The organism is Pseudomonas sp. BF-RE-22 (assembly GCF_019956155.1).
Classification (GTDB): Bacteria; Pseudomonadota; Gammaproteobacteria; order Pseudomonadales; family Pseudomonadaceae; genus Aquipseudomonas; species Aquipseudomonas migulae.
On record NZ_JAHBDD010000001.1, the window covers coordinates 128693 to 142020 of the forward strand.

Consider the following 13328-nt stretch of genomic DNA (forward strand, 5'->3'; position numbering starts at 1 on the left):
TGTTACTGCCTAGGCAGCCAATGTCAACGTAATAGTTAGGTTGCTTTGTATTTGATGGATAAATGGTGTGGATTTTGTGGCGGGCACAATGACGCCTTCGCGGGCAAGCCTCGCTCCTACGGGTTCGGTGTAATCCCTGTAGGAGCGAGCGGTGCGGCGATCCGACTTGCCCGCGAAGAAAGCGACTCGGTTTGGAGAGGACGGGGTTTAGAAATCCCGCTTGTAGAAGATATCCAGCGAACTGGCCACGCCACCCGCCGCTTCGAGGTACACCTTCTTGCTCAGCTTGTAGCGCAGGGCAATGGTGTTGGCCGGTTCAAACACGCCAACGCCATAACGCAGGCTGAGCTTCTCGGAGATATTGCCGCTGGCGACCACACTCGTCGTATTGCCGCTGCCCTCGGTATCGAGCTGGAAATCCTGAATCCCCAGATCGCTGGCCAGTTTGCCGGTCACCCCGGCACTGCCCATCAGGCCCAACCCCAACGCGGCCTGCGCCAGCATGTTGTTGTCTTCACCGGTGGTGCTCAGCGGACGCCCGAGCACCAGATAGGACAAGGCCTGTTCCTGGCTCATCGCCGGTTCGGAGAAGATCTGCGTTGTCGGCTGCTCGGCGCTGCCGCTCAGGCGAATACCGGCGATGACGTCGTCGGTCTGGCGAATCGCCTCGATGTCCAGGTACGGCTGATCGATCGGGCCGGCAAACAGCAAGCGCGCCCGGCGCACCGTCAGCCGCTGGCCGTAGGCCCGATAACGCCCGTCGTTGAGCCACAGCTCGCCGCGGGTGTCCATGTTGTCGCCGATGTGCACGTGCCCTTGCAGGTTGGCGGTCAGGCCAAACCCGGCGAAGCTGAGTTTGTCTTCGCCGACCGCCACGTCGATGTCCATTTTCATCGCCAGCGGCGGTTTGCCCTCTTCGGTCTGCGCGCCAATGATCACCGTGTCATCAGAGATCTTGACCGTCGATGGCGGCAACTCGCGCACGGTGATTTCGCCTTTCGGCACCAGCACTTTGCCAGCGATGGCCAGCTCGTCGCCCTTCATCGAAATCTTCAAGTCCGGCGCCACTTCGAGCTTGGCGTACGGTTCGACAGTGACCGGCAACTGCGTGCCTTTGAGCGCCAGGTCCACCACCAGCGCCTGACCCCAGGCGATGCTGCCGGTCAAGCTGCCCTGCCCGCTCTTGCCGCTTTTCCAGCCACCGTTCAACTGCACGGTTTCGCCGGCGATCAGCGCTTGAAGCTGCAACGCTTCAAGGTCCATCGGCAATTCAGGGCCGGAAATCTCGCCGTCGCTGAGCAACAGATTGCCGTTGACCAAAGGCGCCAGCAGACCACCGGAAATCGTGCCGCTGCCATTCAGGCGTCCGGTGAGCTTCTCGACCATCGGCACAAACGGTCGCGCCACGGACAGGTCAAGGCCATTGAGGCGGAACGCGCCGGTCAGCGGTTTGTTCTTCGGCAATGGATTGATCTGCGCCTGCACACTCAATTCGCCGAGCTTGCCGCCGACGAAGTTGAGGTCGGTGTCGATGCGCTTGGGCGTGAGTTTGCTGGTGAGTTTCAGGGTCTGGTAGGGGAAGTCCAGCCACTGATCCTTTTCCTTGATGCGCAGGGTGCCGCCGCTGGCATCGAGGCTGATCTGGCCGTTCGGGCCGCTGGCCGGCAGGTCCAGTTGCAGATCGGCGTTGAGCCGGCCCCTCCAGGCGAAATCCTTTGGCAGCCATTGCGCAAGGCTTTCAATCGGGAATTGCTTGAGGTGATAACGCAACTTCGGTTCCGGCATCAGGCGCTGGTCTTCACTGCACAGACTGGCCGGGCCGGACATCCAGCAATGGGCGCCGAAGTTGATTTTGCCGTCCGCCAGCCGTTCGAGTTTCGCCGGGTTTTGCAGCTTCCAGTCCTGGCCACCGGCCTGAATATCACCGCTGGCCAAACGTCCGCGCCAGTTGCCTTTGTCCAGATTGCCGTCGAGGCCCAGGGCCAGTTTCAGTTGCGGGCCTTGCAGGTCGAGTGTCAGTTTCTGGTTTTTGATATCGCCGGTGCCGCTGGCGGTCAGTGTGCCCAGGGAGGTATCGCCGGCCTGAATGCCCGAGCCCTTGAAATCGATTTTCGCCCGTTGCGCACTGTCGAGGGTCGCGTCGAGGTTCAGGCTTTGCAGGCGATTGTCTTCGAACGCCAGTTGCGTGCCTTGCAACCCGAGCTTGCCTTGCGGTGCCTTGAGCGTGCCGGCGACATCGACGCGACCATTGAGCTGGCCGCGCAGTTGCGGCCACAGCTGCGCCAGGCGCGACAGCTTGATGTCGATCTGGCCGGCGAGTTTCTGTTGCAGGCTGCCCTTGCCGGTGATGCTGTTGTCACCGAGGCGGATTTGCAGCGCAGTGAGGTTCCATTGCTCGCCGCTACCATCGGCCTTGGCTTGCAGGATGGCCGGCTGGCCACGCAGTTTGCCCTTCAGATCAAGGTCCGCGTTCAGGCTGAGTTTTTCATTCTTCATCTCGCCTTTGCTGCGCAGCGGTCCGGCCAGGGTGCCCGGCAATTCCGCGACCCAATACGCCGGGTTGATCGCCGACAGGTCCAGCGCGGTGTCCCAGGCAATGCCATCGGCAAATTGCAGGTTCAGGTGGCCTTCGGCCTTGCCCTGCCCGGCTTCGAGCTGGATTTGTTGCAGGTAGATTTTCGTCAGGTCGCCAGCGAACGGGCTGCTCAGGCTGAACGCCCCGGCCGGGCCATCCAGTGCAGCCTTGAAGTTGCCGAGGTATTTGCCGTCGGTGTAAGAGACTTCGCCGTTGAAGCTGCGCAACGCCACTTCAGGTTCGTCGATCAGCGGATAGAGCCGGTGCCAGGGGAAATCCAGCCAGTCGATTTTCGCCGTGGCGTTCAGGCCTTTACTCCAGTCCAGAACACCCGTGAGTTTGAGACTTTGCTTGTCGTTGGCGGTCAGGTCCAGCGCGGCGATCTGCGCGCCGTTGGCGTCGACTTTGCCTTGCAGCATCAGTGCAACCGGGCCTTTCTCAGCGGGCAGCGTGGCGTTGCCGCGCAACTGGTAGCCGTTTTTCAGGTCGCCGTCGCCGGTCAGTTCAAGCTGATTGAGTTGCAGGGTGTCTGGCAGGTCCGCACTGGGTTTGAAGCCATCGGCAACGATCCGCACCTTGGCCGGCAGGTTATCCACCAGCGGCTGCAACTCGCCGGTCAGTTGGCCGTTCAGGTAACCGCTGCTGTCGGCGGTGAGCTTCAGGGTTTTCAGCAGGTCGCCGTTGATTTTCAGCGTCAGCGCCCAGGGCTCGGGCGCCGGCAGGGTCAGTTTGCCTTCAGCCTTGAGCGGCCAGTTGCCGTTGGGTTGCAGGAGGCCGGACAGGTTCAGGCTGAGGTCGTCGCGTTGCAGTTGCACGGAGTCGATCTGCATCCCCTGCTCGGTCCAGTGCGCCGCCAGTTGCAGGCCTTTGAGTTCTTCGCTGCCGTTGAACAGCAAGCTGCCGACCTGCACGTCGCCCAGCTCGATGGCCAGTGGCAATTTCAGATCCGGCAAGGTGATCGGTCCGCTGCTCTGCTCTTCAGGGCCCGGTGGAAACTGCAGGCTGACCTGATCGGTTTTCAGTTGCTCGATGCACAGGGCCATGCGCGTCAGGCACAACGGCGACCAGGCGAAAATCACCTTGCTCAGCTCAACCCGGCTGGTGTCCTGCTGCCAGACCAGATGATCGGCGCTCCACTGGCCGCCCAGACGGCCCTGGAAATTCTCGACCACCAAACCCGGCACAAAGCCGAGCGCCCAGCGGCTGCCCGTCGCGGTGCCCAGCACCGTGGTCACGGCCAGCAGCACCAGCATCAACAGCGCCAGAATCGTCAGCAGCGTTACTTTCAAACCACGCTTCACAGCTCAGGCCCCATGGAAAAGTGCAGTCGTATGCCGCCGTCGTCGTCCATCGCGTGGGCCAGGTCGAGGCGAATCGGCCCCACCGGTGACACCCAGCGCACACCGATACCGACGCCGGTCTTGAGATCGGGCAGTTCGAGTTTGTTGAAGGAATTGCCCTGGTCGACGAACGTCGCGACCCGCCATTTTTCGGCGATGGAATATTGATACTCGACGCTGCCGGCAATCATGTAGCGGCCACCGATGCGGTCGCCCTCGGAGTTTTCCGGGGACAGGCTCTGGTAGTCGTAACCGCGCACGCTCTGATCGCCACCGGCGAAGAAGCGCAGCGACGGCGGCACCGATTTGTAGCCATTGGTGGCACTGCCACCCACCTGCACCCGGCCGAGGAAACGGTGTTTATCAAAGACTGTGGTCAGACCTTTGACCAGCGCGGTGCCGTAAAGCAGGTTGTTGTCGGAACCCAAGCCTTCCTTGGCCACTTTGCTTTCGAACTGCAGCCGATAGCCGTTGTGCGGGTCGATGCGGTTGTCGCTTTTCAGATAGGAATAGCTGACGCCGGGCATCAGCAGATTGCTCAGCCCCGAGTCATCGCCGAGTCGATATTCTTCGCGCTGCCATTTCAGCGACACCACTCGCTGCCAGCCGCTGGGCAACTTGCTGTGCCATTCGGGGCCGAGGGTCAGCAGTTTGCTCAGGCTGTCCTTGTCGGCGATTTCTTCGCTCTGATAACCACCGGCGAAGCGCAGTTTGTCGGTCAGCGGCGGGTCCAGCGGAATGTCATAGAACAGCCCGACGTTTTGCCGTGGCGCCGAGACTTCGGTTTCCCAGCCATAGCTGTGGCCTTGAGGGTTGACCCAGTGCCGAGTCCAGTTGGCCTTGACCCGTGGGCCGACGTCTGTGGAATAGCCCAGGCCGAGGCCCATGGTCCGCGGCTTGCGGGTGTCGAGCTTGACGTCCACCGGGATCACATCGTTCTTGGACGCCGTCGGCGCGGCGTCGACGCGCACGCCTTCGAAGTACCCGCTTGCCTGCAGATTCTGATTCAGTTCGGCGATCAGTTCGGAGTCATAGGGCTCACCCGCCTTGAACGGCACCATGCGTTGCAGCAACTCTTCGTCGAACGGCGTATCGCCTTCGAAACTGACTTTACCCAAGGTGTAACGCGGGCCGCTATCGTAGATCAGTTCGATGTCGGCAACGCCGGCTCGCGGGTCGACCGCGAGTTTCTGCCGGGTGAAATAACCGCTGAAGAAACCGTAACGCGAGGCCTGGTTCTGGATCAGCCGCTTGGCGTCTTCGTAGCGGCCATGATTGAGCACCGCGCCGGTTTTCAGCGCATTGCTTTTGGGCACACGAAAGGTTTTGAGGGAGGCCGCAGGGCCGTCGATGCGAATAGTGACATTGCGCAAATGCACAGGCTCGCCGGGATCGATGTTCATGACCAGGCGCGGTGTCTTGCCGCCCTTCACGTCCGTGTCGATCTGTGGCTGGTAATAACCCAAGGCCTGGGCGGCCTTGCGCGCCTGTTCTTCGGCGCCACGACTGAAGCGCAACAAGGCCTCCTCGTCACGATCGCCGAGGCTGCCGATATAGCCCTCTATATTGGCCTTCAGTTCATCGTTGGACGGTTTGATCCGCACATCCAATTCACTTTGCGCCAGCGCCGCGCAGCTGGTGATCAGCATCAGCACGCCGCTGGTAATTCTTCCTGGAAACTTCATAGGCGCGGATGCTATCACGAGCGTGGGAGCGTGATAGAGCCTCGCGCCCCGCGAAAGTTCTACCGTTTTATGCCGTGGCGGTTTGCAGCACCTGTGGGTTGGCGTGGAAAAACACATGCTCGCGGATCGGTCCTACCGCCACTTCACCGATTTCCTCGTAGCCCTGACGTTTATAGAACTCCAGATAACGCGGGTTCCCGGTATCGAGGACTACACCCTGGGAATGCTCATCGACCGCACACCAGTTATGAACCGCCTGCAACAGTTGTTCGCCGAAGTGCTTGCCCTGAAATTGCGGGTGAACCCCCAGCAAGGGCAGCAGGTGCACCGAATCGGACGGCACGCAGGCCATCACCGCGTCGTGGTATTCGAGGTAGCGGCGGGTGCAGCGAAACCCGGTGCTGAGCACCATCCGCAGGCGCCACGCCCAGCTTTCGGTGATGCCCAGGCGTCGTTGCGGCGGCGCGATCAGCGCGATACCGATCAAGCGGTCGTTGACCAGCAGGCCGATGGCTGGCAAATCCTGAAGAAAGTGTTGTTTGACCAGTTCCCGTACGGTGGCGCGCACCCGCTGTTCATAACCGGGACGTTCGGCTTCGAAGAGGTAACCAAAGGTCGGCTCGTGGCGGTAGGCCTGGTACAACAGGGAGCGGGCTTCGCGGGAATAGCCGCTGTCGAGCATGTGGATATCGGCGATGACGGTCGAGGTTTCGGGCATAACGGTCATTCTCCCCGGCGCGGCTCGGGTGGCTGCGCTCTTATTGGTACGAGCGTGTGGGTGGCTTCACAGTTCCCCAGACAGGTATAGACCAAGTCAGGATCTTCATCGACTGAACTGGCCTCTTCGCGGGCAAGCCTCGCTCCTACAGGTGAATCAATTGGGTGCAACTCAAAACCTGTAGGAGCGAGGCTTGCCCGCGAAGAGGCCGGTACTGCCAATGAAGATCTGACAGAACACAGCGAATCCCCTCACCCCACACTGGCCCCAATCCCACAGGTCAGCTAGCATCGCCCTTTTGCCAGGACTGCCGACCATGAAGATCGTCTCCTTCAACATCAACGGGCTGCGCGCTCGTCCTCATCAGCTGGCGGCGCTGATCGAAAAGCATCAGCCGGACGTGATCGGCCTGCAGGAAACCAAGGTCCACGACGATCAGTTCCCGCTGGCCGAGATCCAGGCGCTGGGCTATCACGTGTATTTCCACGGGCAAAAAGGTCACTACGGCGTTGCCCTGCTCTCGCGCAAGGAACCGCTGGAACTGCACAAAGGTTTCGTCACCGATGAAGAAGACGCCCAGCGTCGCTTCATTTGGGGCACTTTCGCCGACGCCAATGGCGTGCCGGTGACGATCATGAACGGCTATTTCCCACAGGGTGAAAGCCGCGACCATCCAACCAAATTCCCGGCCAAGGAACGTTTCTACAACGATCTGCAGCACTTGCTGGAAAGCCAGTTCAACAACGAACAACCGCTGGTGGTGATGGGCGATGTGAACATTTCCCCGGAAGACTGCGACATCGGCATCGGCCCGGACAACATGAAGCGCTGGCTGAAAACCGGCAAATGCAGCTTCCTGCCGGAAGAACGCGAGTGGATGGCACGCTTGAAGAACTGGGGCCTGGTGGACAGCTTCCGCCACCTGAACCCGGACGTGGCCGACCGATTCAGCTGGTTCGACTACCGCAGCCGTGGCTTTGAGGATGAACCGAAGCGCGGGCTGCGGATTGACGTGATCATGGCGTCCCACGGCTTGTTGCCGCGGGTGAAGGATGCCGGCGTGGATTACGAGTTGCGCGGGATGGAAAAACCGTCGGACCACGCGCCGATCTGGCTTGAGTTGAGCTGATCCCCCGGCTCAACGCAGCTCAACTGTAGGAGCAAGCTTGCTCGCGATGAGGGTCTGACATTCAACATCTATGTTGCCTGACACTCCGCCATCGCCGGCAAGCCGGTCTCGCTCCCACATTAGCAACTGTCATCTTTCAGAAACCTTACTGACTTAATCTCCCGGCACTTTCTTTGTTCTTTAAAGGTGCCGGCATGACGCTGCGCGTTTTCTTCCTGTTAATGCTGTGCGCCGGGCTGCCCATCACCGCGTCGGCCGCTGACTTGCCGACGCCCAAACAGGGACCGGTGCTGCGCATCCAGGGTTCCAACACCATTGGCGCGGCATTGGGCCCGGCGCTGGTCGAGGGCTTGATGCGCGAGCAAGGCTTGCTCAAGGTCCACAGCGAAACCCCGGACAAAGCCAACGAATTGCGCGTGGTCGGCGAAACCGCTCAGGGCCGCCGGGTTATGGTGGACATCGCGGCCCACGGTTCCAGCACCGGTTTCACCGCCCTGAAAAACGCCACGGCGGACCTCGCCGCCTCTTCGCGCCCGATCAAGGACAGCGAACTGCTGGCCCTGCAATCCCTCGGCGACCTGAAGAGTCCTGGCGCCGAGCAGGTCATCGCCATCGACGGCCTGGCAATCATCCTTCATCCGCAAAACCCGCTGAATCAACTCAACACCGAACAACTAGCGCAAATCTTCAGCGGCGAAGTGAAAACCTGGGAAGAACTCGGCGGCAGCGGTGGGAGCATTCACCTGTATGCGCGGGATGACCAATCGGGCACGTACGACACGTTTAAGGAAGTGGTGCTCAGTCGTCGTGGGAAAACGCTGAACAGCGCAGCGAAACGTTTCGAATCCAGCGAGCAGTTGTCCGACGCGGTCAGCCTCGATCCGCAGGGCATCGGTTTTATCGGCCTGCCCTACGTGCGTCAGGCCAAAGCCGTGGCGATCGTCGATGGCCAATCCCAGGCCATGCCGCCGCTTAACAGCCTGATCGCCACGGAAGACTATCCATTGTCGCGGCGGTTGTTCTTTTACCTGCCGCCCAACGCCAAAAACCCCTGGGCCGAAGCGTTGGTGGCGTTTGCGCAAAGCAGCAACGGCCAGGCCATCGTCGCGGCCAACGGGTTTATTGCCCAGACCGTCCAGGCGATGGCCGTTACGCCCAACGCATTGATGCCCGAGGGTTATCAGGCGCTCAGTCGCCACGCCCAGCGCTTGACTGTGAATTTTCGTTTCGAGGAAGGCAGCGCAACGCTGGACAACAAGGCCCGACAGGACCTGACGCGGGTGCTTGATTACCTTCAGCAGAACCAGAAAACCAACCGGCAGGTGACGTTGGTGGGGTTTGGCGATGCCAAGAGCGATCCGGCGCGGGCTGACCTGCTGTCGAAATTGCGGGCCATGGCGGTGCGGCGGGAGTTGGTGAAAAGCGGCGTGGTGTTTCGCGAGATTCGCGGTTTTGGCGCCGAGATGCCGGTGGCGGCCAATAGTGCGGATGAGGGGCGGATCAAGAATCGGCGGGTTGAGGTTTGGGTGTATTGATTGGGTTTTGTGTGTATATCCGTTGCTGCGGTAACGGCTTCTATTGGTTTCGCCCTTACGGCGAGTCACTTGGAGAAGCGCCAAGTAACCAAGCGCTCTTGCCCCTTTCGTTCGGTGCCTCGCCTAGGCTCGGCATACCCTCGCTCCGGTCCTGCTCCGTGGGCCCGCCGCCATCGGCCATCCATGGCCGGGGGCGGCTAACCCGGCATCCATGCCGGGTTGCCCACTGCGCAGAACCTCCACTCGGCCTCTCGAGGGGGCGTGCACCTCAAGATCAAAAGCTGAAGGCGAGCTAACGCTCGGCCTGATGAGTGGTGAAGATCAAAGGCGTACGCGCGCCCTGTAGGAGCCGGCTTGCCGGCGAAAATCGTCTGGGCACCGCGTTCATTCAGACAGCCCGCGTTATCGTTGACGTCCATCGCCAGCAAGCTGGCTCCTACAAGGGAAATGCATATGCATTTGGATAAATACGATCAACTGTAGGAGCCGGCTTGCTGCGGGCGGCGTTCCGACGATGGCGGTGGGTCAGTCCCCCTCCTTTTCGACTGGACGGACGCCATCGCCAGCAAGCTGGCTCCTACGGGGAAATGCATATGTGTTCGGAATGTACACGATCAACTGTAGGAGCCGGCTTGCTGGCGATGGCGGTGGGTCAGTCGACGTATGTATTGGCTGGACGGACGCCATCGCCAGCAAGCCGGCTCCTACAGGGGAGCGGTGTACATGTCGGGAATGAGTGAACGCATCAAAGAAGGACAACGCGTACAACTGAAGAGCCAGGTCGGCTTTCAGGCCGCCTCGGCGGCCGTGGCGGTAGTCGCCCCCTCGAGAGGCCGAGTGGAGGTTCTGCGCAGTGGGCAACCCGGCATGGATGCCGGGTTAGCCGCGCACGGCCAGGGATGGCCGATCGCGGCGGGCCCACGGAGCAGGACCGGAGCGAGGGCATGCCGAGCCTAGGCGAGGCACCGAACGAAAGGGGCAAAAGCGCTTGGTTACTTGGCGCTTTTCCAAGTGACCCGCTGTAAGAGCGGAACCAATAGCCGCCGCTACCGCAGAAATGGATATGTACTCCGACAAAAAAAATGATCGACTATCAGGCCGCCATCGCCAGCAAGCCGGCTCCTACAGGGGTTCCGGGGCCTTCCGCTCAATCAGCCCAACAGTTTCTCCAATTGCGCAACGGTATCCACCGCACCCAACGTTTTCGCAGCATCCAACGCCGAAACCCCATTGGCATCCTTGGCCTTAGGATCCGCCCCTTTGCTAATCAGGTAATCAACGATTTCCACGCGATTGAACATCGCCGCCATCATCAACGCCGTGCGACCGTCAAACGATGCACCTTCCACCAGCGCACCGCCCTCGACCAACGCCTTGACCACCGCCAGGTCCCCTTTGAACGCCGCGCCAGCAATCGGGCTCTGGCCATTGTCGTTGCGGATTTCCGGATCAGCCTTGTGCTCAAGCAGCACTTTCACCGTGTCCACATGGCCGTGGTAAGCGGCCAGCATCAGCAACGTGTCACCCTTGTGGTTGCGCAGGTTCGGCGGCAGGCCTTTGGTCAGCAGCGCAGCCATCATCGCCGCATCACCCTCGCGCGCCTTGTTGAAAACCTGTTCGGCAAATTCGGCGGCTTCTTCGGGGGTCATCTGGCGGCTTTGATCGGACATTGGAAACTCCACTTACAGTTATTCGCAAAGCCGACAGTTTCCCGAGCGCCCCCGACACTGTCACTTGTTTTTTCTCAAGGCACGCCATAGCCACAATCAATAGCGGTACTTGCCGCCGTGAATATCCGCCAGCAATTGTTCGTCGACCTGCACGTAAGTGTCGGTTCCCGGCAACCAGGCATAGATCGGGTCGTCGCCGGTTTTGCCAGGGTCGAAGGCTTCGTCCTTGAGCCGGGTCTTCTGGTATTTGAAGGTGCCGGTAGTCTCCATCTTCACTTTCACCCGCAGGAACAGCGGCACCGCATACGCCGGCATTTGCTCACGGGCGAAGGCCAGCAGCTCGCTGAAATCCAGGGTCGCCAGGGACTCGGCGGGCGTGATCGCCGCCATCCCGGCGCGCCCGTTGGTGTTGCGGACCTCCACGCCATAAGCCACGGCTTCGGAAATGTTCGGGTGTTGCAGCAGGATGTTTTCGACCTCGGTGGTCGAGACGTTTTCACCCTTCCAGCGATAAGTGTCCCCCAGGCGGTCGACGAACTGCGCGTGACCAAAACCGATGTTGCGCAGCAGGTCACCGGTGTTGAAGTAACGGTCACCCTTCTCGAACACGTCGTGCAGCACGACTTTTTCAGTCTTCTGCGGATCGGTGTAGCCATCCAGCGGCGCCTTGTCGTCGATCTTCGCCAGCAACAGCCCCTGCTCACCCTTGGCCACCTTGCGCATGAAGCCGTTGGCGTCACGCGTCGGCGCCCCGCTGTCATGGTCGTAGGCCGCAAGCTCCCAAGACATCAGGGAAAACCCGACGGTGTTGTCGAAGTTGAGGATGTTGGTGAAACCGATATTGCCGTCGCTGGCCGCGTACAACTCGCAGATGTGGTTCACGCCAAAGCGTGTCTTGAATTCGTGCCATGCGCCGGGGCGCAGGCCGTTGCCGATCATCTTCGTCACGCCGTGCTGGTTGTCCTCGGCGCTGGGCGGTTGATCCACGAGGTAGCGGCACAATTCGCCGACATAACCGAGGGTGGTCGCGCGGTAATTGCGCACGTCGCTCCAGAACTGGCTGGCGCTGAACTTGCGGCGGATGGCAAACCCCGAGGCGCCGCTGATGGCCGAGCCCCAGCACACGCACAACCCGGTGGCGTGATACAGCGGCAAGGTGCAATAGACGATGTCCTCGGGGCGCATGTCCAGTGCGATCAAGCCGAAACTGGCCGAGCTGCGCATCCAGCGCCCATGTTTGAACACCCCGGCCTTGGGCAGCCCGGTGGTGCCCGAGGTGTAGATGTAGAAACACGGGTCGTCGAAAAAAACCTGCTGACTGCTCGCAGGGTTGTCGCAGGGGCTGTCGGCAATCGCGGTCATCAGGTTGATGAAACCGTCGGGGGCAACGCCCGGTTGGCGGTAGGTGTCCTGGTCGGCGACGAACCAGGTGCGCGCCGCGTCGATCGAGACCCGTTCGCGCACTGCCGCAAACGCCGGCACCAGCTCCTCACCGACAATGATCGCTGCCGGCGCCACCAGGTTCAGGCTGTGGGCCAGGGTATCGCGGGTTTGAGACGTGTTGAGCAAGGCACTGATCGCCCCGACCTTGGCCACCGCCAATATGTTCACCAACAGTTCCGGACGGTTTTCGATGAACACCGCGACCACATCGCCCTTGCCGATGCCTTGGGCAATCAGGTGATGGGCGATGCGATTGGCCCATTGATTGACTTGCGAGTACGTGAGCACCACCGCGCCCTGGAGCAAGGCCGGGCCGGCGGGATTGCGCAACGTCGCTTGTTCGAAGCTCCAGCCCAGGCCACACGGTTGGGTCGGGTCCTTGACGTTGGCAGCCTTCATGCCTTTCACCACCCGGGGGATGGCTTTGGCAATGGACGGCAGCTTGCGGAGCATCATGCCCCAGGTAATCGTGTCGTTCGTCGTGCGGCTCATGGGTGCTCCCGTTCGATCTTTTTATTGTCGGGCGACGGTGATTGAGCCCGAAAATACGTCAACGGTTCTTGAGCTGTACACGCGGTTTTTGAAATGTTTTGTATCCGCGAAAAACGCGAACCCGGAGGATGTGAATGGTTCCATCGAACCGACATCGACCCCGCAAAATGCAGGATGCACGATGGCCATTCATGCAGATTGCACGAAAGCAAAAAAATGGATTTAAATTAACTTATTGATTTATAACGATTTTTAAAAAATCAGGTGCTGGCACAATCACTGCAACTACCTCTGCATGCTTGCCATTCAAGCGCTTACGGAGCTGATAGACATGAACCTGATCCAGGAAAAATTTTCGTCCCTGTTCTCCAACTTCGAAGTCACCACCCAGCCACGTCCCGATGGTGGCATTCTGCTGACCTTGCGCAGCAGTGAAGGCAGAGTCTTCAAGCGCTCGGTTTCCTACCAGCAGTTGCATGCCGGTGATCAGCTGTCGTGGGTGATCAGTGCGATCCGCCGTGACCTGGCCGAACAGGCCAGCGAATTGCCGCAGATCTCCATGCTGCAAAGCCAACAACGCTTTGCACTGCCGACGTATCACTCGGCATAAACCGTTTCAACGCCGCAAACCAGCCCTTGTAGGAGCGAAGCTTGCTCGCGAAGGCGGCGTATCAGTCAACATTAATATCGCCTGATACGCCGCCTTCGCGAGCAAGCTTCGCTCCTACAGGTTAGCGTCGT

8 protein-coding genes are annotated in these 13328 nt (G+C 60.4%); 3 read left to right on the forward strand and 5 right to left on the reverse strand.

Annotated elements, in window-relative coordinates:
- Positions 1–207: 207 nt before the first annotated feature.
- The 3 genes from KGA82_RS00610 to KGA82_RS00620 all read right to left on the reverse strand — a co-directional run bounded on the left by KGA82_RS00610 (position 208) and on the right by KGA82_RS00620 (position 6318).
- Positions 208–3876: a translocation/assembly module TamB domain-containing protein gene (locus KGA82_RS00610; RefSeq protein WP_223449331.1), complete on the reverse strand. Its 3669-nt coding sequence runs from the start codon at positions 3874–3876 to the stop codon at positions 208–210.
- Complete coding sequence (locus KGA82_RS00615; RefSeq protein ID WP_223449333.1) at positions 3873–5600, reverse strand: autotransporter assembly complex protein TamA; 1728 nt, start codon at positions 5598–5600, stop codon at positions 3873–3875. Before KGA82_RS00615 ends, KGA82_RS00610 begins: the two co-directional genes overlap by 4 nt.
- A gap of 67 nt (positions 5601–5667) precedes the next feature.
- Entirely contained in the window at positions 5668–6318 is a 651-nt protein-coding gene (locus KGA82_RS00620) for a GNAT family N-acetyltransferase (RefSeq protein WP_008032790.1), read from the reverse strand.
- A 316-nt stretch (positions 6319–6634) separates the two neighbouring features.
- Between KGA82_RS00620 and xthA the strand changes: the two genes are divergently transcribed.
- The gene (xthA, locus tag KGA82_RS00625) at positions 6635–7447 is read left to right on the forward strand and encodes an exodeoxyribonuclease III (protein WP_008032791.1); all 813 of its coding nucleotides are present in this window, start codon (positions 6635–6637) and stop codon (positions 7445–7447) included.
- Between the two features lie 194 nt (positions 7448–7641).
- Positions 7642–8982 (forward strand): substrate-binding domain-containing protein, encoded by a 1341-nt coding sequence (locus KGA82_RS00630; protein WP_223449335.1) that lies wholly within the window; start codon positions 7642–7644, stop codon positions 8980–8982.
- A gap of 1151 nt (positions 8983–10133) precedes the next feature.
- Here the strand turns inward: KGA82_RS00630 and KGA82_RS00635 are convergent.
- Positions 10134–10652 (reverse strand): ankyrin repeat domain-containing protein, encoded by a 519-nt coding sequence (locus tag KGA82_RS00635; protein WP_008031507.1) that lies wholly within the window; start codon positions 10650–10652, stop codon positions 10134–10136.
- 96 nt (positions 10653–10748) lie between these two features.
- Positions 10749–12587, reverse strand: coding sequence for a long-chain-acyl-CoA synthetase (locus tag KGA82_RS00640; protein ID WP_223449337.1), 1839 nt, complete (start codon positions 12585–12587; stop codon positions 10749–10751).
- Between the two features lie 331 nt (positions 12588–12918).
- Between KGA82_RS00640 and KGA82_RS00645 the strand changes: the two genes are divergently transcribed.
- Entirely contained in the window at positions 12919–13197 is a 279-nt protein-coding gene (locus KGA82_RS00645) for a DUF3509 domain-containing protein (protein WP_008031503.1), read from the forward strand.
- Positions 13198–13328: the final 131 nt, after the last annotated feature.